General features: G+C 55.9%; 14 protein-coding genes. 7 read left to right on the forward strand and 7 right to left on the reverse strand.

The window, feature by feature from the left end; genetic code table 11:
* From HDF15_RS23865 to HDF15_RS23885, 5 genes are all read left to right on the forward strand, one after another.
* Positions 1-1,560 (forward strand): type VI secretion system Vgr family protein, encoded by a 1,560-nt coding sequence (locus HDF15_RS23865; RefSeq protein WP_184260422.1) that lies wholly within the window; start codon positions 1-3, stop codon positions 1,558-1,560.
* Positions 1,560-2,285, forward strand: coding sequence for a hypothetical protein (locus HDF15_RS23870; RefSeq protein WP_184260425.1), 726 nt, complete (start codon positions 1,560-1,562; stop codon positions 2,283-2,285). The genes HDF15_RS23865 and HDF15_RS23870 overlap by 1 nt, the downstream gene beginning before the upstream one ends.
* Before the next feature lie 9 nt (positions 2,286-2,294).
* Positions 2,295-2,891 (forward strand): hypothetical protein, encoded by a 597-nt coding sequence (locus HDF15_RS23875; RefSeq protein WP_184260428.1) that lies wholly within the window; start codon positions 2,295-2,297, stop codon positions 2,889-2,891.
* A gap of 275 nt (positions 2,892-3,166) precedes the next feature.
* Complete coding sequence (locus tag HDF15_RS23880) at positions 3,167-3,856, forward strand: hypothetical protein (RefSeq protein ID WP_184260431.1); 690 nt, start codon at positions 3,167-3,169, stop codon at positions 3,854-3,856.
* Positions 3,856-4,590 carry a hypothetical protein gene (locus HDF15_RS23885; RefSeq protein ID WP_184260434.1) on the forward strand — a complete coding sequence of 245 codons (735 nt, stop codon included), beginning with the start codon at positions 3,856-3,858 and terminating at the stop codon, positions 4,588-4,590. The genes HDF15_RS23880 and HDF15_RS23885 overlap by 1 nt, the downstream gene beginning before the upstream one ends.
* A gap of 102 nt (positions 4,591-4,692) precedes the next feature.
* Here HDF15_RS23885 and HDF15_RS23890 read toward each other — a convergent pair whose 3' ends face one another.
* The 3 genes from HDF15_RS23890 to HDF15_RS23900 form a co-directional block, all read right to left on the reverse strand.
* Entirely contained in the window at positions 4,693-6,639 is a 1,947-nt protein-coding gene (locus HDF15_RS23890) for a chitobiase/beta-hexosaminidase C-terminal domain-containing protein (RefSeq protein ID WP_184260437.1), read from the reverse strand.
* 237 nt (positions 6,640-6,876) lie between these two features.
* Complete coding sequence (locus tag HDF15_RS23895; protein WP_184260440.1) at positions 6,877-10,338, reverse strand: TonB-dependent receptor; 3,462 nt, start codon at positions 10,336-10,338, stop codon at positions 6,877-6,879.
* 182 nt (positions 10,339-10,520) lie between these two features.
* The gene (locus HDF15_RS23900; protein WP_260331313.1) at positions 10,521-14,066 is read right to left on the reverse strand and encodes a glycosyl hydrolase 2 galactose-binding domain-containing protein; all 3,546 of its coding nucleotides are present in this window, start codon (positions 14,064-14,066) and stop codon (positions 10,521-10,523) included.
* Between the two features lie 292 nt (positions 14,067-14,358).
* Between HDF15_RS23900 and HDF15_RS23905 the strand changes: the two genes are divergently transcribed.
* A complete protein-coding gene (locus HDF15_RS23905; RefSeq protein ID WP_184260446.1) occupies positions 14,359-15,771 on the forward strand; it encodes a hypothetical protein in 1,413 nt (470 codons plus the stop codon).
* Between the two features lie 35 nt (positions 15,772-15,806).
* Here HDF15_RS23905 and HDF15_RS26325 read toward each other — a convergent pair whose 3' ends face one another.
* Positions 15,807-17,060, reverse strand: a complete 1,254-nt coding sequence (locus HDF15_RS26325) for a nucleotide disphospho-sugar-binding domain-containing protein (RefSeq protein ID WP_184260449.1) — start codon at positions 17,058-17,060, stop codon at positions 15,807-15,809.
* Positions 17,061-17,156: 96 nt separating this feature from the next.
* A complete protein-coding gene (locus HDF15_RS23915; RefSeq protein WP_184260451.1) occupies positions 17,157-18,686 on the reverse strand; it encodes a YdiU family protein in 1,530 nt (509 codons plus the stop codon).
* A gap of 364 nt (positions 18,687-19,050) precedes the next feature.
* On the opposite strand from HDF15_RS23915, the gene HDF15_RS23920 reads away from it, so the two are divergent.
* Positions 19,051-19,506 carry a hypothetical protein gene (locus tag HDF15_RS23920; RefSeq protein ID WP_184260454.1) on the forward strand — a complete coding sequence of 152 codons (456 nt, stop codon included), beginning with the start codon at positions 19,051-19,053 and terminating at the stop codon, positions 19,504-19,506.
* Between the two features lie 342 nt (positions 19,507-19,848).
* Here the strand turns inward: HDF15_RS23920 and HDF15_RS23925 are convergent, their stop codons facing one another.
* Positions 19,849-21,171 carry a family 16 glycosylhydrolase gene (locus HDF15_RS23925; RefSeq protein WP_184260457.1) on the reverse strand — a complete coding sequence of 441 codons (1,323 nt, stop codon included), beginning with the start codon at positions 21,169-21,171 and terminating at the stop codon, positions 19,849-19,851.
* 175 nt (positions 21,172-21,346) lie between these two features.
* A complete protein-coding gene (locus HDF15_RS23930; RefSeq protein ID WP_184260460.1) occupies positions 21,347-25,264 on the reverse strand; it encodes a TonB-dependent receptor in 3,918 nt (1,305 codons plus the stop codon).
* Positions 25,265-25,353 lie beyond the last annotated feature (89 nt).

Genomic DNA, 25,353 nt, shown 5'->3' on the forward strand with positions numbered 1-25,353 from the left:
ATGGGGCTCCCCAACATCAAGATCGGCGACGATCTCCTGCAAGACGCCCTGCTGGCCTCTGTCGAAATCGTGCAGGAGCTGAATCAGCACTGGTGGTGCACGGTAGTCTGCCGCCAGACCGAAGACAATCCCATCTCAGTAGAGAACCTGCTAGGCCAGACCGTAGAGGTCAAGACCACCGATGAGAGTGGCGTAGAGTACATCCAATTCTCCGGATTTTTCTATGATGTTCGCCTCGTCTACGAAGTCTGGGGAAGTTACACGGCGCATCTCGTGGCCGTTAGCACCAGTTACAACTTCGATATAACGGCGCGCAAACAATACTACGCAGAGCAAACTCTCTCCTCGATTGCCGGTACTATTGGTGGTCGCGATGGGCTCTCCGTAAGCGTAAACACCGACGGCAGCAAGGCTCTGAACTACGTACAGTATGGCGAGACGGATTTCTCCTTTCTGAACCGTATCGTGGATGACTACGGCGCCTGGCTTCGTCCTACGGAAGGCGGCGTGGAGATCTTCTCCACCTTCCAGACCGGCAGTTCGCTCAACTGGCGAGAAGAGAACGGCCTAGTCGAGTTCAGCTTGCGGGGCACACTGGCACCGGCCAGCTTTAGCGGTTCGCACTACGACCATCACGTAATGCAGTCGAACACTTTCAATAAAGTGTCGAAGGCACCCCAGTTTTACGATGGCGCCCAACAACTGACCGGTGCCGTGCTCTCCGCATCGCAGAAACTGCCCACAGGCTTTGAACCGCAGCGCGCTCGCGCCATGACATTGGATAACTACAACGAGCAGCTTGAAGCCGAGAGCGAACGCTCCATGGGCGGGGCGGTTACGGGTAGCGGTCAGTCGCGCAGCCAAAACTTGATGGCTGGCAATACAGTTTCGATTGACGGCACACTGGCAGCCAAAGGGACCTATGGCCTGGTGAAGGTAGTTCACAATTGGACGCCCCAGGGCTATATCAATCACTTCCTCTGCACGCCATGGAAGAACTACCGCAATCCACAGCCTCCCGTAGCGCGCATGTGGAATGGCGTAGTCTCCGCCCGCGTAATCGACCATAACGATCCAAAGAAGATGGGCAGGATCAAGGTGCAATTCTTCTGGCAGGAGGACGGCTCTACCCATTGGGCCCGTACCACCAGTCCCCACGCCGGACCAGACCGCGGCTTTATGTTTATGCCCGAGATAGGAGACGAGGTTGCCGTCGCCTTTGAAGATGGCGATCCCGAACGGCTGGTCATCATCGGTGCCATGTGGAATGGGGTTCATACCCAGCCGCGCGAGCCGTTCTTCGGCGAAGAGCTTCCCGGCAATGACATCAAGCGGCTGATGACCAAGAGCGGCAATCGAATCCAGTTCATCGATAAGGTGGGCAAGGAATCTCTTGTCCTGGCTACGCCCAATAAACTTCGTATCTCCATGATTGAAAACACCGATGAGCATGGACGCTCAACCATCCTTCTCCACTCGGAAGACGGTGACATCTGCCTCAGCGCTCCTAACGGCCAGGTACATATTCGCAGCAAGTTCTTCACCAAGGAGACCAACTAATGCCTCCTGTAATGGACACCTCCATCAAAGTTGATACCCGCACCTACGGGAAGGATGATCATAAGCTTCCAGCCATGGGGCCAAGGATCGATCTCAACGGTGCGCCCGCCTTTCAGGAGTGGGACGAAGTGACCGGGAAGGTGATGCGTGAGATCAGAGGAAATCTGTTCTATTCCCAATTAGGGACCATGACAAGCTATATCTCCGGAGATCTTGATGAGTCTATCGGGGGCAATCATACCTACATGCTGGAAGGCAATCTCACACACACGGTCTTGCAAACGGTGACCAGCACCACCTTCGGCGCATACACACAATTGAACGGCAGCACGCGAACAGAGACATTTACCGGAGTCGTAACCAGGCAGTATCAGGCCAAGCTGACAGAGCATCATCCCGAATCGTGGCTTCAGGATTTCACGGATTGCTTCCACTTCTATGTGTTCAGGCTGCAGGGCTATGCAATAGCCAAAGTAGATCTTGCCACCTTTGCGCTCTCTGTTAACGGGGGTAAGCTGGATCTGAACATGTGGAAGGGTGACATTAGCGTGTTCCGTATGGACACGAAAGATATTGACGTCAAGATCTCGAACATAAAGACCAAGATTCATACAATGGCTGTGAAGCTTTTGCTTACAGGGGCTTTGATCGCTGCACTTTATTTCGGAACGCCCTTCAAACCTAACGCGCTGCCAACTCCCACGATTCTTACGCCACTCGAGTAGAGACCGGATATGAGTGCAATTTTTTCGTCAACCATTCAGGTTCTTCATCCCGGAAGTAACGAGCTTGTCGTTCATTTTCCGGTGGAACATACGCTCTCCGTTCTGTTCGGTCTCCTGGCCGGCGTCTTTACCCTGTTCTTTGGCATGCTTATCAAAAGCAACGGCTTTCGTGCGTCCTCTCTGGCGCTTCTTCCAGGATTTCTTCCGGCCATCCTTTTCCTCTACATCGTCACCCAGTCCTCCTCCATCACCTTCTCCAAGGTTGATAACAGCGTCGTAATCCAGGAGCATCTGTTTTTTAGAACCCGGACAGCGCGCTACCCCCTCGGGAGCATCGACCATGCTGAAGTGGCTCTCGACGATGGCCATAGCCATATGTTCTACCTGGCCACGAACTCCGGGCAGCGTATTCCTGTAGGAGGCGGATGGACGCCGCGACGGGGATACTATGAGGCCGCCGACGCCGTAAATCAATTTATGCCTCCATCGAACGGAACAGGCACTGGCGGCACCACACCCTCCCCATCTTTCAACTTTGAAGAGAAGCGCAAGCAGGCCGAAAAAGCATTCCTCGACAAGGCCGATGAAGCTCCCAAGACGAAATAGCTGGAAGTCTATATTCGCTCGGCCAACTATTCCCTGCTGAAATGAGCCCTGAAATGACCTCCAAAGATTCACGCATCCGCCTTGAACCTATCCAGGAATATTCGCTGCTCCCGATCAGAAAATCGAACGAACTAACAGGTTGCACTCTCTATTGGATTCCAGTAAGTGACGTTCCTGTCTACGGAAGAGAACGAAATTGGCTGCTTCGATTTTTCGACGAGCTTCATACGGAGCTCACCAAAGAGAACAAGCTCAGGCAGGAAAGCTTTTTGCAGATGAAGCTCTCCGCGCCCATGGGGTATGTGAAGGACACGCTTCACAAGCATCAGACGAAGCTCGTTCCGTTGATGGGTCTGGGCAGAAGACCACACGGGAATCTGCCCCCCATCCCTACGGCGGATGATCTCGAACCGATTCTCAAAGGGAAAGCCAAATTCGACTTCAACGAACATGTCGCCGACTACATGTTCTGGTTCCTGGCGCGCGATGAGCGATGGAAGCGTGAGCTGTTCTTAGGGCATGGGGGATATACGATGATCTACCTTCCTCCCGATCCCGAGACCATTCCACCAGCCATTCCGGACTACCCGGCAATCCGCGAGATGCCAGTCTTTAAGCACTTCGACGCGGACTCCATTTGGGAGGCTACCTACCTCCTGGGCGACTCCTTTCGAGAGAAGAGCAAACAGGTCTTCGGTAAAGGACTTGAAGAAGAGCCTGCTTTCGATGGCTTAACCTTCATCATCCCTTACTGGAGAGCGAGAGATTTTCTCAACGCAGAAGCCGATGAATTTGCCGAGTGGTTTACGGTGTTCGATGTCTTCATCGCAGAGAGCCCGGACGACAGCGGAATACTGATCGCCGCAAAGGATGACCTTGACCTTATCCTCACCGAAATCCTGCAAAGAATGCGCCAGGATGGAATGCCCCATCCACTGTATGAGGTTGAAAGGAAGCAGGACTGATGGTGGAGCACCACTGGGACATTGAACAACTTTCGATCCTGGACTGTGAGGAGGGACTTTCGGCTGTCCGGCTCCACGGCCACAGATTCCCCATGCAGACTGAAGACAAACCGCAGCTCATCGCTCTCTTAAAGAAGCTGCGTCATTCTGTTCAAAAGAGACATAGCGACAAGATGTGTCTGGAGATGTTTATTCAGATGCCCCAACTGCCTCGTCCTGAGGGGGCCGAACTCTTGAGCAAGAACGGGTCGCGCTGGATGCCTGGGCTGGCAATGGGAGTCTGGCCGGATCGAGAGCCGCCACGCACCCTGACAAAAGAGGACTTCACCCACCGGCTGCCCGGCCAGAAGTTACCTGTCCTGGCCTATGAGGCGCGTAAGATCCTTGCCAAAGACGAGGCCATCCGTCTTGAAATTGAAGAGCAGATGGTTGGCTCCGGAGCTCTGCTCGAGATCATTGCTCCTGAAGGATGGAGCAAGAGTGAAGGCCGACAGGTAGAGGCATGGCTCAAAGGTAAAGTCATCGATGACTCTTACCGTAACTATCCTTCGTATGTCCCTCTTTTAGATGCAAAGTCCCTGGCGCACTTATCGCCACAGGATCGTGAAGCCTGCCTCGCTGGAATAACCTTGTACCTGCGTGAAGATTTGACTGATCAATCTATCCTTATCATTTCGCATACCTCCTTTGAGGAAACGCTGGAGATGATCACGGAGACTGCCCAAAAGGTTTAGTCAAATGAGATGCCCCGAATCCTGAAAGAAGGATTCGGGGCATCTCAACCTGGTTACTTTCGCCACAGTGATGTGAACCCGGCAACCTATGCGAAGGGCTCCTTACGGAACCACGTAGGTTTGGGATCCAAGTACGCCGAAGCTGGCCGTTACATTATCCCTGTCGACATACTCGCCGACCTGCGCCGGTGCTGAGGTCGAACCAATTCCAGAGGCAACGTCAATCTGTTTCTGGTCAAACACCCGATCGATGCCGTAGGTGTACGCGTACGCGGGAACTGTGAGTGCAGAGTAGCCGGGAACTCCTCCAACCGTCTGCGTGCCGTAGATCGCATGAAAGTCATACTTGACGTTGTTGACGATGAGATAGTCGATGAACACGCACTCAACCGCTGTACCGCTGGCACCATCCTCCTTGCAAACACTGGTATCGCCCGGCTTGAAGGTGACGTGGTACTGGACATGTACAGAGCCTGAGTAGAGAGCACCGGCTGCATGTGTAGCAGGTGCTGTTCCAGCCCATCCACGCTGGCTGGCCGTGCAGGTATTACCGCTCGCTGCTGTGCAAAGGATCTCTTCATTGTCTACAAGAAGGATCATCCCCGGCTCAACAGTTGCGGCTGTCACCGAGCCCGTAACGTTGGGTGTGACCGTGAAGCTCTGCTGGGTGGCAGAGGTAATCGCGGCAGACAGAGTACCGAATGGAAACTGGCAGTCGTGGTTGATCTTCGTCATCGACGAGAAACCGGTAGCGCTGAAGTTTGTCCAGCCGGGCGCGTGTTGTCCGTTGTACTGCCAGCCGCCGTCAATGATGGAGCATTGGAACGAAGCGCCCAGGTAGCCATAGGTTGGAATCGCGACGTTCCATGAGTTCATGTCGAGCTCCCAGTTCTCGACATTAGCCGGGTTGATGGAAGCCGTATATTGCGGCCAGATATAGAAGTCCTCGATCATGGTCGTGCAGCTGTCGCATCCAACCGTTCCGGTGTCATAGGGCCACAGCACCTGGAGACCGCCGCCGGCGCCACTCAGGTTCTCCGTAGTCATGTTGAAGTTAGTCGCCGTACCACCACCAGTCGCAGAAGGCAGTGGCTGATTCGGAACCATGCCAATCTGGGTTGGAATCCCGCATACACCGTCGGCACAGGTATTATTCCCGGGTCCGTAGTCGAGGCGAGGAGTGTTGTAACTGGAGACGTACGGCGCGGACTGGCTCTCCGAGCTGGACAGCACTGTCTTCCAATCGCTCGTCGTAGCCTGTCCGTTCTGCACTGCTACGCCTGTGTTACTGCCGCTTGTCATCTGCACAGCCGCTGCATTGATCGTGGTCCCCGGTGCAACTGTGATGGGATTGCCCGGAATATATTCGATGGACGCTTCCGTCGCCGTCGATCCATCCAGCGTATAGAAGATGCTGGCTCCCACGATCGAGGTGGACATTGTTACCTTGCCGTTAGAGTATGAAAAGCTGATCGTAGTTCCGGCGGTGTAAGAGTTGCACGCCGTGCCGCTAGCGGTGTACCCGGAGGCCGTGGCGTTGGCGCAAATCGTCTCAGCGGAGGCCGGGTCCACATAAATGGAACCCGTATAGGCCGTACTCGGTGTACAGCTTCCCGTCGCGACATAGCACCACAAGATAGCTGCGCCGGAGGTGGGGTCTGTAATGGTCGTGCTTGTGGGCATCGCGTATATACCGGATGCCAATGTGATGGAGGGCGTCGCCGTCTGGGCTTCTGCTCTGGTGTACTCATGGCAGACAGTGGAGCTGACACTGTCTCCCGAGGCCGTTGCGTTGGCACAAATCGTCTCAGTAGTAGCTGGGTTCAAATAAATCGCGGCGGTATAGGACGTATTTGGGGTGCAGCTCCCCGATGCGACATAGCACCAGAGGATCGATGCGCCGGAGGTAGAGTCGGTGATCGTAGTGCTTGAGGGGAACGTGTAAGAGCCGGAAGCCAGGGTTATGACAGGAGTCGCTGTCGTCTGAGCGCGAAGAGCCGTCGCACTCAGAGAGGCGAGCAGCACGAGTAACATCGAAAATATTTTCATCGATAGATCTCCAGGATGGAATGTCGAAGCGGGATAAACAAAAGCCACAACTCAAATACACATCGATTGAGGCGACTTGCCGTTCTCACCGATGCCTTCGCCGTACTGCTGCCTAAAGCCCAGCAAGGTCGGTTAACTTTGCTGTGTGCCATAGAGCTCTTCCAAGAGCTACCGCTGGCAAGCGCATTGAGGAAACTGTGATGGACCACAGTTTCCTCAATGCCGTTGCGGTTGCTCTTAGAAGTTGAAGGTGGCCTCGATCTGTCCCTGGCGATTGCCGCCAGAGAACTTAGTGGTGACCTGGCCGAAGTTGGAGGAGTTTACCGTGGTGGTCGGGAAAGGAGCCTGGGTGCGGTTGAACGCGTTGAAGTAATCCATGCGAATCGCGAACGAGGTTTCATCTGTGAGACGGAACACCTTCTTGACGCTCAGATTCTCCGCCGGATACCAGGGACCGCGCACCGCGTTATAAACGCGCTTGGCGTTACCCAACACATACTCGCTGCCGGTGTTGCTCCAGGCATTGGTGCTGAACAACAGCGGTGCCGGCCCTTTGCCCGTAAAGAACTTCGTAATCTGGCCGTAGTTACCTGACCAGAGCCGGACCAGAGGATTGAAGTTAGGCCGGTTGGTGCCGTTCAGGAAGCTCTCACCGCTCTGCGTGATCGCCAAAGGCTGAGAGTTGTTATAAGTCAGAATCCCCGATACCTGCCAGCCGCCCAGCCACTTACCTGTCTGGCCCGAATTGAGCCAGCGCTGGCCTGGGCCAAAGGGAAGCTTATAGAGAACGGCGGCCTTCGATTCGAACGAGCCCGTCGAGTCCTCACCCCAATCCGCCCGCTGGTTGTACTTGTTCACGGTCGTGATCAGGTTGTCGTATAGCCTGGGCAGTTCGATACTGGCCAGGAAGTTTACGTTGTTCGACAGGTGCTTATCGGCCTGCACCTGGAAGGCGCTGAAGTACGTGGTCCCCGACTGGTCCCAGGCCCACGCTACGTTGGAGTACTGTGGATAGGGTTTCAGAGTCTGGTACACCGTGGCGCTGCCGCCGAACTGCGCTGCAAAGTTCGCATAAGGAGCGGTAAAACCAGCAGCTTTCGCCGCAGCCGAGTTGATGTTATCCGACAGCAACGCTCCGTATTGCAGCACCGAAGGATCGGGCTGGCTGATGGGGTTACGGTTAGAGCCCGACAGATGAGTAACCCGGTTCCCGGTATAGTCGAAGGTCAGCACCGTGCGCCAGGGAAGCTGCCGCTGGACGCTCAAGCTCCACATCTGCAGGTGCGGTGCCTCACCGTTGTGGGCGTAGTCCAGATAGTAGATGGTTTGCGCAACCCCCAATCCTGAGTTGAAGGGATTCGGACTTACGTTGGGAATTGGGTTAACCGCGCCGGTTGCGGGGTTCGTCCATTGACCATAGGCGGAGGTATAACCTCCAGTTGAGCTTAGCGTGTAGCTACCGCCCAGCAATCCGGCCATGTTATTGGGGCTACCGCTCAAGCCTTCCCCCTGGCCGTAAGCGCCACCATAGCCCAGGTAGGTAATGGTGTATCCGCCCTGAATCACCGTATTCTTATCGACGCTGTAGGCGAAGCCTATGCGCGGACCAAAGTAGAGATGGTGAGTGGCTACATGGTTATAACCGGCACAGCCCATGCAGTTGCCGTACTCGGTAGCAGCACCCGGCAGGTTTCCGGCTGCAGGATTTGGAGTTGCCGGGGCCAGGAACACATTGTTGTTCTGGGTCAACGTGTACGGAATCATCACGTCATAGCGGAGGCCGGCGTTCAGCGTCAGCTTGTTCGTGACCTTGAAGTCATCCTGGACGTACCCGGAGAAGGCATTCGTATCGAGCGCCGTCGTGGTTGACGCCGTGCGGGTGGCGGAATCGGGCAGGCCCAGCAGGAAGCTGGCAAACGAACTGCCGTATTGGGAAAAGTTGACGTTGGTCGTGTCCGGGATAGAGGTCTCGGCCTGGCTGAAGCTGAAGTGGCCGCTGCTGTAGTTGTTGAGGGTGTACTCCCAATAATGGTGGTACTCGAACCCAATGTTGATCGTGTGGCGGCCCTTGTTCCACAGCCAATTGTTGAAGACGTTCCAACCCATGTTGTCGACGTAATAACGGACGAGGCTGCTGTTGCTGTTGCCCCAGTTCGTCGGTGCTTCCTGGCCGTTGAAGCTGATGTACGGCAGAGTGTTGCTGCCCAGCACACCGCCGAAGTTCACACTGTTGTTGGCGTTCATATTGTTCTGAAACTTGTTTTGCGCTGCAAACCCGGCCGTCATCACCAGGTTGGGACGCATGACCTTGGAATAATTCGCCAGCCACACGTTAGCGTTGTCGGTAAGCCCCTCCTGGCCGGTGAGCGGACTACTGGCGGGCACAATGGGAGCATCTTCTTCCTGGGTCACGTAGTAGTGATTGCGCCACCAGGTGAAGGCAATATTCTGGCTCTGCGAAATCTGGTGATTCAGCGTGATACCCCAGGCCTGGTTCTGGTTCGGCACTGAGCTGATCACCGGATTCATGTTGTCCTGCAGGCCGTAGTTGGTTCCTGTCGCATTCGGGCTGGGAATGTACTGGAGAAGCGACGCCGACAACGGATCGATTCGGCTCGCGCAAATGACATTGAGTTTGCCGTTGCACTGGAACTGCTTCCCGGTCTGAGGATCGTAGATCGGAATCAACTGGCCGCTTGGGTTAACGAAGTTGCTGAAGTCGCCGCTCTTCTGGGCTGGCGTTGGAACGGCGCCAATGGTCGTGATGCCCTGGTTCTTATTGAAGATGTCGAAGCTCAGCAGGAAAAACGTCTTGTTGTGGCCGTTGTACAGTTTGGGCAGAACTACAGGGCCTCCGAGGGTACCGCCCCAGTCTGTCTCCTGATCCACTGGAGCAATCGCCTTGCCTGCGCTGTTGAAGTTTGTCGGGAAAAAGCCGGCCGAGTCGAAGATGCTATTGCGGTCGATGAAAAAACCATCACCATGCAGCTTGTTCGTACCCGAGCGCATGTTGTAGTCAACCGCGCCCTGCACCATACCGTATCGTGCGGAAAATGCATTGCGGATAACGCGAAATTGATCCACCATCTCATACGGCGGGTCCGAGTTAATGTCGGAGGCGGTATCAATCTGCAGGCCGTTGTAATAGTTGCCGGCCGAGTTGATCTGCGAAGCAGCTCCGCCCTCGACCGTCACGCTGCCATAGGAGCCGGCGCGCACACCAGGCGCCAAGGTGGCGAAGCTGGTGATCTGACGCATGTAACCGTTGATCAGGAGAGGCAGATCCGCCACTTCCTGCGTCGGCAGTATCGAATCAAGCTGAGGATCGGTGGTGTCCAGCCGGACGGAATTCAGCGATGAGACCTCCACCGTCTGATTGATGGAACCCACAGTCAGCTTGATATTATTGGTCGCCTGGGCTCCGACTTCGACAACGACGTGCGCCTGTTCGAACCGTTCAAATCCTTCAGCTTTCACCGTAATATCGTAGGTTCCGGCAGTCAGGGGTGCCGTGTACAAGCCCACCGAGGATGCGGCAACCTTTGTCTTGATCCCAGTAGCTTCATTGATGAACATAAGTTGCGCACCAGGAATAGCGGCGCCCGATGGGTCCGCCACCCTGCCGGTGAGACCGGCACTTTCCTGCGCGTAAAGATTTTGAAAAGCCGGGATAGCCAACACGAAGAGCAGAACCAACATCCGGACAGCGAACTGCTTAAACTTTCGACACGTCATTTGAAGTCCCTGTGTTTTTAGTGAGAAGTGGAAGAATATGCCAACCATCGTCCCTGTCGCTGAATGACCATACCGCGTCATATTCTGCATTGTTTCGTCTCCTGATATTCCTACTGTGTCTCTCGTTGATTGCTGTTTCATCACGGTCATCTGCGTGCAACACTTGCTGTGCCCGATGTCTGGCTAGGCCGCGCAACAATGCTTTGCCCAGCAGCCAACGGCACGTCCTTCTCTGCTAAGTTCCATCCCTGCAAGGTGAAATGAACGTCACCCGGTCCAACCGCACTTGAGGGCGTATGAACGGTGACGGTGCGTTCTTCTCCAGGCAAAAGGGATATGTAGTTATCGCTGTAATACGCTGGCAGCACCCGCGTATTGTCGGCATGGAAGAGCGTCAGCTTCATCGCCACCGAGGGACTCGCGCCAACATTCTTCAAGCGGACATTCCAGGTGCTCTCGTCGCCGCTTGAGCTGGAAGCCGAAGGACCTGCCACCGTATGCGCCTCGATGGAAGCCGGTGCAAGGTCATTCAAGGCTCGATAGCTCGCATCGTCACGTGCAATCCAGTAGAAGTTGTCGGCTACCAAGGCACCCTTTTCATCACGCATCTCAAGCCGAACGAAGACGAGAGGATTCTTCTGGATCAGCGACGAAAGGGACAGACGCAGCACGGGCACAGCGGCATTCGCGTCCGCCGTCACGGTAGCGTTCTCGGTATCGAGAGTCACGTCGGAGGGAGAAGCGATTCTCACCGTAACGTGGAGATCTTTTTGTTGCTGCAGCGTGGTGTTTACAGCAGCAACTGTGTAATCAGACAAATCCATCTGCACATGAAGCGGAGCATTGGCCTTCTTCACGCCATAGAACGAAGCCTGCGTGTCATAGTCCGAGCTATACATCTGCCACATCGTGCTCGGCCAAGCCGGCTGAGTCATCCAGATCATGCGCCCGCTGTTCGGAGACCACAGGTGGGCATACATGCCTTCAAAGATGGCCTGGTGGTCTACATAATTGAAGAGCTGAATGCGACGTTCAAATTCGGATAGAGACGTTGACGGGCCAAGCTGTAGATCAAGCGCACGCATCAACTCATGGGTATCTCCCCCGTTACTCCGATGCCAGTCGTGGTAGGCCCAGGCGTCGTTCAAAGGCCACTGATCTTCCGGTGCAACTGTGTGTTCGAATGCTTCTTTCGTAGGGAAAGAAGAAATTCCTAACTCCACGGAAAACCCGCGGTTCAACTTACTGAAATAGAGAGCGGGCTCACGCCACTTGTAGGGACCGCTGGGACGCAGGTTGACCACATTGGAGCTTGGCGAGTAAAAGCGAGTGCCATCCTCCTCGCGCAGCATATCGATCATCATGTCGTTGAGCGCGGGAGTAGGAACGCCTTCGTTGCGCCCGCACCAGACCACGATGGATGGGTGATTGCGATAGCGTCGAACAACATCGCGAGCGTTATCGACAAACAAGGTAGGATCGTCAGGCTCTGCGTCCGTATTTTCGGTAGAGGCCCAGAAGTCGTTCCAGACCATCATCCCGTACTCGTCCGCAAGCTGATAGAAGGTCTCTTCCGTGCTCTGGCCTACCCAGTTGCGGATCATGTTGAGGTTGGCTTCGCGATGCAAACGGAAGTACGGTTCAAGACGTTCCCGGCTGACACGCTTCCGGGAGTCGTCCATCCCCCAGTTGCCGCCGCGCACAGCAATGCGGACGCCGTTCACCTTGAGGATGAGGTCCGTCAAACCCTTGTCATTAACCAGGGGACGAATCGCAGAGGTTCCCTCTGCCTGCGGATCGATCGTGGAGGCCCATCCCTCTGCGGTCTGCCGCATGTCCTCGTGATGGACATCCACAGCGTCATACCCTTTACCCCGAGTCTCCGCCGGAATAGCTTCTACTCGCTGCAGGCGTCCTGCATGGTCGAAGAGAGTGAGTTCATAGGTCACCTCCCGAACGCCAAAGGTGCTCTCCCGTTCGTCCTCGATGGCACCGCTATCGGCTATCGCTTGAAGCTTCAAGTGATAAAGCTCCGGAGAGCCGTAGCCGTTCGGCCACCAAAGACGCGGATGAGAGAGATGTAGTGGTGCAAAGTCTCGCGGCAGAAGATGGAGGATCGTATCCCCCGGCGACACCGTAGCGGGTATCTTCACCCGCACCCCTTCAAAAGCGGCAACGACAGCAACATGCAGAGGAGTAGCGCCAGAATTATGTACCGGCAGATGCAGTTCCACATCGGCTGAGGAGCGATCCGGCAGCGGTAGCCGCGTGACGACTTGCGGATCGCCGAACGTAACAGAGCCGGTCTCTGTAAGACTTACGCCCTGCCACAAGCCCGTATCGCGGTCACGAATGGCCGGCACCCAATCCCAGCCTTCCGTGGCTACAAAAGTCGGGCCATCGATCGCCAGTAAGCCGCCATCCGGTCCAGGGCCTCCTTTGATGGACTGCTCCTGCGGTATGCCGGGATGGGGAGGCGGCGCAATCCGAACAGCAAGCGCGTTCATCGCATCCGAACGCAGGAGATGCGTCACATCAAAATCGCCGCGCCGGAAAGCTCCACGGATCTGTCCCAGGCGCTGGCCATTCAACCACACCTCAGCGGCATAGTTGATTCCGGCGAAGTGAAGTGTCCTGCGCCTGCCAGAGCCGTCTGTCTTCGGCGTGGGAAACTCTACGCGATACCAATAGTCATGCTTGTTGAGCGACTCCGGAATGGCCAGATTGTTCATGCCAAAGTCCGGGTCGGGATAGATGCCCCGGTCGATCATGGTCGTAAGAACTGTGCCCGGAACCGTGGCAGCAAGCCAGGAGGAATCGTTGAAACCTGGCAGCGAAACCTGCGCACCGGCCTTCGGAAGAATGGTTGCAGCCCCCACGTTCGACAGCAGACGCCAATTGGCTGCGATCTCCCAGGAGTTCTTGTCAGTCTCATGAAGCGTCGGCCCTGCTGGTGGCAGCGGCTTTGCCCGCGGCTTCTCCGGCGCTGCGCCATACGGCATCTCTGCAGGGTCCTGCGGAGCACGGAGACCGATCCCCTGCTTTACCTGGATGCTCCACGGCTTGGCGTTCTCTTCCCGCAGTTGCGCATCGAAGTTCGGAGCCGCGGCGAACAGCTTCTGAATCTCCGCAGCCGGGATCGAACGTGCGGCCACGGAGAACCCGCCAATGTCACCACCAAAGCGAACCATGCCGCTCGAAGGCGCATCCGGAGCCATCTGGATCTCCGGGCCGATGCCCCTCTGAACCGAAGAACCCGATAACGCGGACACCCCATCCACATAGAAGGTAATTTTTGTGCCGTCATCCGTCACGGCAAGCATGTGCCATATCCCGGACCGCAGGGAGGACGTTGCAAGCAGCGAAGACTCCGCCGAGAGACGCACACCGGGCCGTCCGTCACGAACTTCAAAGTAGCGGGAGTTGGAGGCAGTTGGATCTCCGGTTCCGGCGATCAGGGAGTTTGTGTCGGAGCTGTCCGTCCGGAACCACACCCACGCGCTCCAGCTCTGAGCATTGGCGAGGGACGCCGACAGGGGCTTCTTCAGAGAGGGACCACCCTCCACCAGGTGGGCAAGATAAGGACCTGCCTGTTCCACAACCTGGCCAACGAAACAGCACGGTAACAATCCCGCAACAGAGAGGCCGAGCAGCGCACTTCTTAGTGTGGGCGAGTGCAGGACTCTCCTCATACGCGCTTTTACGCAGCTCATGGCCCGAAACATCATTTCAAGGGGTTCCAACCTAAATCTCCTTCATGGATGGACCCAGCCTAGGAGACCCTCAGGTCGAAAACTACGTTTGGGAGGATTGGAAACCAGGTTTGGGCAGTTTGGGCTCTCCCCTAACGTGCGTCAAAAACGCCTAACATCCCCCTGGTTTATTGCAGCGCTGTAATGATTCGGTACACACGCGTGGATTGTCATGCTCCTTTGTTACAAACGCAGGGTTCGGTCTGATACAAATATCGCCACAGGTCCAGTCATGGCTACTTTGCAAAACTTGCGCGACGAATCAGGCATTACCGGAATCCCGTCGCTCCCACTCCCAGCGGAAGAGATACGCGAGCATCTGGACATGATCCTGGCGGGGAACGAGTTCTGCTCCAGCCGCAGGTCCTCGGAGCTATTACGACACATCGTGGAACGTGCGCTTGCGGGCGACACGGAGAGTCTTAAAGAGCGGCTGCTCGGGGTAGAGATCTTTCATCGCAGAAGCGACTATGACACAAGCACCGACGCCATCGTACGAGTGACCGCAAGCGATGTACGCCGCCGGCTGTCCAACTTCTATTCCGAGTCTTCAGCCCAGTCCATGCGCATCACCTTGCCGCTGGGGTCGTACGTTCCGGACTTTATACCGCTTGCGATACGCGAGGTTCCAGCCGGGATCACTCAGGCTAAGTATCCTGACAGCGGGCCAAGCAGAATAACCACTCCGGTTCGTGCTCCAGGGGAACCCATCGTCCTCCCTGTTGAGCCGCGAAAATCGCATCCCAGCCATTTAACGAAACCCGTAGCCTTGGCATTCTGCCTCTGCATACTGTTCGCACTGGGCGCGGGCTGGTGGCTTCGAGACATCACCCACGGGCGCGGCTTTTCAAAGGATGACCGCGACTATGCGTTTTATGACGATCTCCTCGGATCGATTGGCGAAAAGTCCAAGGAGACGCAGATTGCCCTCACCAATCCGCACGTCCTGCTCTACCTAGGCCTCAATAAGGCAGGCCCAGCCCTGGGAGAAAATCCAAAGGATGTGCCGGTCCCTCCGGACATGGCCGCTGTCCTGAACCAGACCTCGAACGATAACCAGGCGAACTTCCCGTTCCACCACTTCTTTGTGGACACCAGCAACTACACCGGTTTCGGAGAGGCCACCGCAGCTTTCGGTGTGTCGCGCCTGTTACAGGCAACCGGTCGAAGCGCGCACCTTACCGGCGCAAGGTTCTTGAACTGGGACTCTGCCCGGCAGGAGCAACTGGTGATCTTAGGAGCGCCCCATGAGAGCGCGTTCGTTCAGAGCACACTCTCCGCCGCCAACTTCACCATAGATTACAACTCGATCCACAATGCCCATCCCCTTCCGGGGGAACAGGTAGATTATTTCAAGTCAGGCCACGGAGGCATGCTGGAGGATTATGGTTTGATCTGGATGACCAAATCTCCCTCCGGCACGCGTGTCCTGGTTCTCGCTGGTCTAAGTAGTGCAGGTACAGCCGGAGTCGGTGAGTTCTTCAGCGATCCGGAACGGATGCGACCGGTTTATAAACAACTGCGGGCTCTGGCAAAAAAAGGAGCCTTCCCTGAGTCCTGGCAGGTCCTTTTGAAGATAGAAACGCGCGAATATATTCCCGTTCAGGTAAGCCCAGTCGCGTTGCGTATTACTGAAGGCAACTAAGTGCCTGCGCCTCGCAGCGTGAATACACGGTCTTTTTATCTACAGGCAGACTCCACAGCGTCCGCAGCCGCAATGGCTCCATTTTCTTTTTCTACAAAGGTTCTAGCCTGTGTCGCTTTAGCCCGGATCTTTTCATCACCCAAAACTTTGCGTAACTGCTCCGCGGCATGAGGGGCATGGAAACGATCCTTGCGTAGAGACAGTCCAAGCCCCAGCCGTTTGATTCGCGCTGCATTATCCGGTTGATCGAAGGCGTGCGGCACAACAAACTGTGGGCAACCCGCTCTCATCGCCTGCGCTGTCGTTCCTATACCGCCCTGGTGTACGACCACAGCCGCATACGGAAAGATCTCTGAGTAGGGAGCATAAGCCGTCACCATATGATCGCGCGATCCGGAGATTCCCGGACTTCCCTTGCCCGTCAACAACAAGGCGCGACGTCCCAGTTGCTCGGCTGCTCGCTTGCCTTCTGTATAGAAACTTCCCGGGTTCATCACCGCGGTAGAACCGAGCGTGAAAATGATCGGCGGTTCTCCGTTCTGAAGAAAATCTCTTACCTCATCGGTAAGTCCGGATGCCGGATTCTGACGATCGTAAAAAGCGAATCCGACGGTCTTTGTGTGATCCGGCCAATCGACCTGTGGCTTTGCGAACGCTGAAGAGAACATCGCCAGGTTGAGGTACGGCGAGTTCTTATCTTCAAACATCGGGTGGCTGGCAGCGGACAAGCCCAACTCCTTCCGCAATCCATAGATCGGCTCGGCCCAGCTCTTTGTCTGTTTGCGTGCGAGCCCTTTCATCGCCCGGTTCACCGTGACACCAGCTCCCCGAATGAAAGCGAACAACGGCAGAGGTCCGATGATGGATGGATCGTGCGCTGATAGAAATTGCCACGGAGCAAGAACCAAGGACGCCCAGCCTATACCCAACCGTTCGGCGACGAGCGGCGCGGCAAACACGAGCTCTCCCGTAATCAGAAACTTCGCTCCATTGCACGCCGCCAGGAGATCGTCATACACGCCTCGCATATGCGGCATGAGAAGCTTTCGGATGAAATTCTCAGGCCCCTGCTTTGGATCCATGATGCTGCTGAGCAATTCGGGGTCTTCTGGAGAAAGATGCTTGGGCCCAATGGAGTGAAACCCTAACCCTGTCGAGACGATCTTTGGGCGGTAGAACTCTGATGTGGCGATGACCACCTCATGTCCGCGTCTCTTCAACTCCAAACCAAGGGCAATGCAAGGATGTACGTCACCCAGAGAACCAATCGTCGTTACAACTACCTTCACAAACACTCCATCTTTCGAGCCTTCATACCCTATGTCGAGACAGCGTCTACTAAAGATTCAACTTTCAGATATTTCCGCCCATCGCGCTCCGGCGATTTACGTTCCACAAAAAGTTTGGGTGACGCATTCCTCGGGACGAGCCGGTATGGCATACCGCTCCAGATCAACACGATCCTCATAAGGCCGCGATACCACGTCCAGCAATTCCTCAAACGGTTGAAAGTCCTGCCGCATAACGGCAGCATCAATCACAGCCTGTACCAGGTGATTGCGCGGGATGAACACTGGATTCGCCCCTCGCATGGAAGCGACGCGCTCCTCTTTCGATACGCGTTCTGCTTCAAGGCGTCGACGCCATCCAACAGCCCAGGAATCATAAGCTACAGGATCAGCAAACAAGACGCGAACCGACGCATCGCCTTCCGTCCCAGCGACGGCATCGCACAGCAACCGGAAGGTCAGGGTGAAGTCGGCGCGATTAGCAGTCATGCGGTCCAGCAGATCCTGAATCAGAGCCGCATCGCCTTCGCGCTCCGTAAAGAGGCCCAGCTTACGTCGCAGGCCAGCTTCGCGAGCCGTGTCGAAATGCAAAGCAAACGCGGCAAGCGACTCTTGAGCTGAGGCCAGCCCAGCCTCTTCACTTCCCGACTCCTGATTCAAGAGCGGCAGCAAGGCCTCTGCGAGACGCACCAGATTCCAATGCATGGCGTGCGGCTGATTGCTATAGGAATAACGCCCCTGCTGGTCGATGGAGCTGAATACCTGATCCGGATCGTAGGCTTCCATAAAAGCGCAGGGACCGTAGTCGATGGTCTCGCCGGAGATGGAAGTGTTGTCGGTATTCATCACGCCGTGGACAAAACCGAGGAGCAGCCATTGTGCGACCAGCCGCGCCTGCCGGGCGATCACACCATCCAGCAAGGCACGGTACGGATGGCTCGACTGTCCAGCTTCGGGGTAATGCCGGGCGATCGCGTAATCCGCCAGCGTGCGCGTCCCGTCCACATCGCCTCGTGCAGCAAAGTACTGAAAGGTACCCACGCGAAGATGGCTGGCAGCTACCCGGGTCAGCACAGCTCCCGGCAAAACTGTTTCGCGAAACACTTGTTCGCCTGTAGTCACCGCAGCCAGGGCTCGCGTGGTCGGCACACCCAGCGCCGCCATGGCCTCGCTCACAATGTACTCACGCAGGACAGGACCGAGGACGGCTCTGCCATCGCCGCGACGGGAGAAGGGTGTTGGGCCGGAGCCCTTGAGTTGGATGTCGTAACGTACACCGTCCCGTCCAACTACTTCGCCCAGCAGGTTGGCGCGGCCATCGCCCAGTTGAGGCACGAAGTGTCCGAACTGGTGCCCGGCGTAGGCCATCGCCAGCGGCTCGGAGCCCTCAGCCACGCGATTCCCTGCCAGGATCTCGACGCCCTCCGGACTAGCCAGCGCGTCCGGATCCAGGCCGAGGCTCTGTGCTAATTCTGCATTAATCTTTACAAGACTCGGGGCCGCTACCGGTGTAGGATTCAGCCGGGCGTAGAAGCCTTCCGGCAATCGCGCATAAGTATTGTCGAAGTTGAAACGGATGTGCTGGGGGACGGGCGACGTAATCGTAGGAGCCTCTGCTGAACTCATGATCCATTCTACGTGGGCAAATTCCCAGGCACCAATCGCCTGCGCTTCTCTCCTATTTCAGTGCAGATCGGCTCTCAGACAATGCCGCAACCAGGGACAACGGCATCACCTCTCTCGGCGGGACCTGTGCCGTGAGCCGGGAGACAGTTGTCCAACGCAAATCGGGGCACTCGTCGACATGTTCTACTACAACAGTAGAAAGAATTTAAGCCATTCTTGTTCGATGGCAAAACACGCATCGGACCTAAACAAATTCCGCGGATGCCTCTCAAATCCAGAGAGACCTCCGCTCAATACGACAGCTCGCAGAGGTCCTATGGCCGTCTCTGGAATCACACGCCGTCTCAAATGGGTTCTCCCGCTCTTGGCCCCCACCCTCCTGGCATGGGCGCATTCGCATCCGAAAGAGAATCCTGTTGCAAAGCCCGAAAAGATCACGGTGACCATTCTGGCTATCAGCACATCAACCAGGCAGGGCTTTGCGGGCAACGAAGACATCTATCTTGCCTCTTTCACCGGCCAACAGGGCGCGTCTCAATTGATCAGACTCGCCGATTGGACGTCATCTGGCAGTTCAGGTGTGCCAGTGATGGCTATCGGCCAGAGCTTCCATCTTTTAGCGACCCGGACACCCTGGTGTGACAGCAATTCGCGTAACTTCTTTTTGCCCGTCTCCGCCGAGGAACGTTCTCAGCTTCTTCCGACCGGTACCCAGGGCGATTTCCCTCTACCTTGCTATCGCGACCAGCATGAAAGCATTCGCGCCGTTCGGGATACGCCTACAGACAAAAAACATGGATGGCTTTGGTTCAAACACTGAGGTTAAGCCAGCATCGCAACCTTCATCTTGCAGCTGACGAACCAACGTGTGACCTCACTCCACGCGCCCGTGGAGTGAGGTCATCTGGAATGGGATCTATGGCTTTGCAGGCACGATAGCCCCTGCTCGTATCCATTGCTCAAGAATGGCGATATCCGCATCGCGTGTTGATCTCCGCCACGATGGTTCATACCGTCATGGCAACGCGCACAGTTCATCTGCAGAATGGAATCGACATGGGTTGGATCGAACGCCGCACGGGTTGGAGCGGGGCCCTGCGATTCAGCGTGACTCTACCTATCAGGTCGTCTCGCCAATATCGCCGGGCCCACCGTCCAGGCTCTAGTTCACTGCCCATTGCTCGTTCGGCCCGGAGTTGCAGCTAAACGTTTGGATCAACGTTCCCGATGCCGTTCCATCTCCTCGCACGTCGAGACAATTGCTCGGATTGTTCGCTGGGGTGAACTCGTACGTGCTTCCTGTCGAAACAGCATTCCATGCCTGGGCTGACGAGCCATTACAGGGATCAAGTACGACTGCCGACCCGCTTCCAGTACCGGACGCAGTAAGGCAGAAGCTGCCCTCCGTTGCCAGGTTGTAATAACCGGATGGAGTGACATTCGCATTGGAGATGGCCCAGGACTGAGCGCCCGTCCCATTCGCCGTAAACACATCGATCGGATTGCCGCTTACCGTGCTTGCGCCCTGATCATCCAGCCGCAGGCTCGTAGAGTTCTGAGGTGTCAGCGTGTGCGTTCCATTCAAGCTCTTCGTGGCTGAAGACTGATAGACGCGAACATAGTCGACCAGCATCGTTGCCGACGAGGGCGTGCTGCCGTCGGTCGATCCCGGAAAGCCTCCATCTCCAATCGCAAGATTCAACAGAAGGAAAAAGGGATTGTTGAACACCCACTGATCGCCTGAAGGAATCGTTGACGAGGTGACCGTCTTGAAGACATTCGACGGGCTGTCGCGATAGTACTGCATTGAATTCGGACTCCAGATCACCCCGTACACGTGATAGTTGGCGTCATCCACCCGGCCGCCATTGGGAAACGTGACCTGGGCGCCAATCCCGTTCGCGCCGGAATAGCCCGGCCCGTGCACCGTCGAAGAGGTAGTCGTCGGCGTATACGACTGCACCCACTCCATGATGTCTTGTTCCCCGCACCCGGGCCAGGGGTCCGAATTGATGTCCGAGCCCAGCATCCAGAACGCCGGCCAGAATCCATCGCCTACCGGCAGCTTCATACGCGCCTCAATCCGGCCATATTGGAACTGCTGGAGTCCTTGTGTCTTCAACCGCGCCGAGGTCCATTGTCCACTCGAGTTGCGAATCGCCGTAATGACAAGGTTGCCGTTGCCATCCTGAAACGCGTTTGGCTGGCTCGCTACGCACGGGGTTAGATTCGATCCCGGAGCGCAATAGTCTTCAATCTCCGGGTTGCCGAATCCGCTGTTTCCAAGGTCGTAGGTCCAATTGGCGGAGTTAGGAGACGTGCCTGCCGCTGCATTGAACTCATCACTCCACTGCAAGGTCCAGGTCTGCGCCTGGGCTCGTTGCGCGAGTCCTGTGTTGAGCAGGAGCAAGAGTACAGCCGCGCTCACTGCAGTGAAGATTCGTCTTGTAGAAGATGAGGGATTAGTGATTGCTTTGAATCCCATGTGCTCTGCGGGTAAGAAATGGATTCGCATCGATGTCCTCTGAAGCTGGGTTTGTGAAACGCGAGGATGCTATCACACCACAACTGCGTTCGACACCTCGTGCTACGGGCTCCCTACCCCGGTAAATGCCGGACAAACCAATCCGGATCAGCCTGTCTTACAGGCTTTTTTCTCCTTAGAAACGAATCCTCCCGGAGAACTGAAAGTCACGGCTGCCAGAGTTACTGGTTGCGCTACTTACCGTTCCGAAACTGGCACTGTTTACTACTGTATTGATTCCACTAAACGTCACCTTGTTAGTCACATTCTGGCAATCCACACCGAAGATGAAGCTGGAGTTATCAGCAATCTGAAAGGATCGCCTAAGTCCCATATTCAGGTTGTATACACCTGGCCCTCTTAGCCCAAAGGGCGCACTACGAGGGGCATCGCCGATCATCAGAGCGCCTGAGTTGCAGAACGGCCCGCTGCTGGAAGCGCACGTTGTATTCCCTATGCCTTCCCCCGGAGTCGTACCGGTGATAGCTCCCTTGATGTAGGAATATTTACCGAGATTTTCCGCAGTAGCTCCATGTCCCCAGCTTCCGTTCTGACGGACCTTCCCAGTGAAGTTCGGATTTACATCCGGCATGCATTGACCCTGGCCGGGCTCACTGGCAGCCGAGCACGCCGTAGAAGTAAGTGCCAATGGAGCTCCGGAGGCATAGGTGAAGACTCCGGATAAGTTCCATCCCTCAAGAACCGCGCGTGTAAGAAAATGGCCTCCACCGATCTCGCCTTTGCCGAACGGAAGTTTGTAGACGCCGAAGATCGCCAGGTTTTGCGGCTCGCTGGTAGCACTCAATCCGCGATCGATCCGGTCCTGGGCCCAGGCCTTTCCATTGAGCGTGACGCTTGCTGGAATAGCGTATCCGCTGCGGATCGTGCCTGCATCATCGAGTTGTTTGGAGTATGTGTAATTCAGGTTCAGCGTCAATCCATGCGACGCCCGCTTGGCAAGTGAAATCTGCAGAGAATGGTAAGACGCATTTGCCGTTTGACTTCCCCACGTGTCGGTTGTGCCGGAGTACTGAGGCATCCACGTCAACATCTGTCCGATGGTGGCATGACCCGCGCCCTTGGCCGTATTTGCGGCGGCAATGAATCGTGGATAAGGAGCAGCAATGCCCGGAATGATCTCATTGGCTGCAGCGATATTCGCGGCTGTTGCTGGCTTGGAAAGAAGCCCCGCTCCATAGACTCCAACTCCGAGTGCATAGTACTTAGGATCGATCTCTCCTGACTGCAATCCTCGAATATTATTTGCACCCGCCAGAAAGTGACTCTCGGAGCCCGCATAGTTGACCATGAGCGTCAGGTCCCGGATCAATTCACGCTGGATACCAAAATTCCAGAAATCGAACTCTGGTGCTCGTCCTGAAACATAAGGATCAAGATAGCTGATCGAACCCGGAGTTACAAACGTCCCGGAGTTATTTAAATAGTTTCCTGTGTTGAGCGACTGGCTGCCCGGCCCAGGAGGAGTAATTGCCGGAAACGTATAGCCAGGCCCACCCAATGTATTATTGGCGAGGCCTTGCGCCTGAAAGGCTGAGCTGTTGTTCAGATAGAACGCGGGACCCGCGCCGGTACCGGCCCCACCATCTGAAAATACCGGTGAGCTCGTGAAGCCGAGCGATCCAGTCCCCTGGTACGCACCGCCCGCACCACCTGTTCCTCCGCCATGAGAGTAGACGACGGCAAACGCACCCCGCACTACCGTTTTTTCATTGAGGGTATACGCAAAGCCCAGCCGCGGCCCCCAGTTCTTCATGTAGTTATGTGCGGGCGTGCTGCAGCCACAACTAACACCTGCTCCGCCATAGTTCCCTGCGAACTGAAGCGCACCGAGACTTCCAGTAGCCGGGTTCGTGATGCTCGGATTGAGAAACGAAAAGCGATTCAGAACCTCGTTGTAGGTCGGCAGATAATCCCAACGAAGACCCAGGTTCAGTGTCAGCTTTGGAGTGACCTTGAAGTTGTCCTGAAAATAAGGCGCCACAGGATGGAAGCGGCCTCCCAGTACGGAGAAGGGTAACTCGGTAACGCTCGCGCCACTGACAGCCCCAAGCAGGTAGCTCGCATAGGAGTATCCCGTGCTCGTTGCATAGGCGGAGCCAGTCTCCTGCGCCGTTTCGTTAGTACTCCAATTCAGTTGCAGCCCGGAGGTAGGCCCATCCTGCGCCGACTGGTTTAATTCGAGCCGCTGGATCTGAATGCCAAAGGTCATGGCATGCCTGCCCTTTACCCAGAGCAGATTATCCAGAATCGTATAAGACTCATCCACCGTTGTCTTGCTTGTACCCTGGACACCATCAGCCCATTGGGTCTGTGCATTGCTGCCTGCAAAGACCTGAGTCGGAAATTCAGTAACTGCCTGAGAATCGGCAGGCAGGCCACTGAAATTGATACCCATATTCTGGGCCTCGTACTGACTAACTCCCTGTGTAAGGTTCGTAGAAGGAGGGCCCCCGAAGTTACTGAACCCAAACTTAAACTGGTTTACAAGGTTCGGGTTGATTGTGTACGTGTCCTGCATGTCGGCCCAGTGACCACCGGTCTGGGTATAGACAGACGCCAGATAAGGTACCGGCAACACTCCATTGCCCGTGTAAGGAACGGGATGAGTATTACCTCCCGTTACAACAAACGAGAGCCGGTTCTTCGGAGAGATATCGTAGTCGATGCGTCCCGAATAAAGCCAGTTCCGATTTCCTGTCGGGTAGCCGCCAAGGTAGTTATTCTGCAGGCCCGATGTCGTAGGAGCCGGTAGGAACGATTGCATCGTCTGCGCGATGGGAGAGATCTTATTCGCTGGAATAACGTTAGGGGTCAGTATTCCATTCTTCATCCCCATAAAGGGTTTGCGCGTGCATACGTTTCCGTTGCACGTCTGCGTCGTCGGATCATAGATCAAGTAACCCGGCCCATTGACTCCTGCAGCTCCTGTACCCGCAGCCTGGGCGCCGCTCAACAGCTCGGTAAAATCACCTGTGCGCATGAGCGTCGTAGGCACGGTTCCAGTGGAATAGCTCGGCGCGGTATTGGCATGCGTCAGATCATAGGCCGCGAAAAAGAATAACTTGTTTTTCCCACTGAACAAGTAGGGAATGCTGATCGGGCCGCTCACCGCAGCTGTAAACTCGTTCTGATGATCGGCAGGCTTTCCGGCAGGAACCGTCTTGATCACACCGTCGACTACCTTCTGAGTCGTTGCGGCAGGCGCAGTAAATCCCCACGTATCGAAGATCGTATTGCGAACAAAGTCGGCAATCGTACCGTGATATTGATTGCCTCCCGAGGCCAGCGTGTAGTTCACAGAGCCCGCACCCTGGGCATCCACAGACTGCCCACTGGTGGTAGCACCAATCTGGTCGATCGCCTCTGAAGGGACAAGGTTGAAGACGGGGCGGTTGTCCCCAATCTGACTAATCTCTGAGATCGGGATGCCGTCGAGATAGACCTCCTCCACACGGCTGGCAGTACCGGAAAACAGCGAGGAACGCGCCCCCGGCTGAGCGCCCGGAAGAAGATTCGAAAATTGGGTAATATCCCTTTGCTGATTGCCTGCGACCAGCAAAGGAAGATCCATATACTCCTTGCTCGTGATCGTTCCGCCAAGCACGGCATTGGTCGTGTCCAGCGCCGGCGGTGCAGAGCTTACAGTCAACGTTTCACCCTGGCTTCCAGGATGGAGCGTAACGTTGAGCCCGAAGGCCTGCCCCGCGTTGATCACAATATTCTGCTGCTTCACATTCTCGAAGCCATCCGCTGCCACTGTGACCGTATAAGTTCCGACGATGAGCGGGCTAAGTTCGTACAAACCACTCGACGAGGTTGGGCGGGTAGTAACAACGCCCGTAGCATCGTTTGTAGCCGTCACCGTAGCATTTGGAATCAGGGCGCCGGTGGAGTCCGTAACGGTACCGGTAATTGCCCCATCTCCACTCGTCTGAGCCTTCGCCGAATACATCAGGCCTACGGATCCCAGAAGCACGATAAGACCGTAGGCTGCATAACGCTGCAGGCCGCGCCGCAGTGTTGAGAGTTTCATTGTCGTTCTCCAAAACTTATAAAGGCGTTTCGTTCGCCGAGGGATGCACGACTCTGGTCCCTGAGGCACTGCAGGCGCCTCACTCTGTT

Source organism: Granulicella mallensis, from assembly GCF_014203225.1.
Classification (GTDB): Bacteria; Acidobacteriota; Terriglobia; order Terriglobales; family Acidobacteriaceae; genus Granulicella; species Granulicella mallensis_A.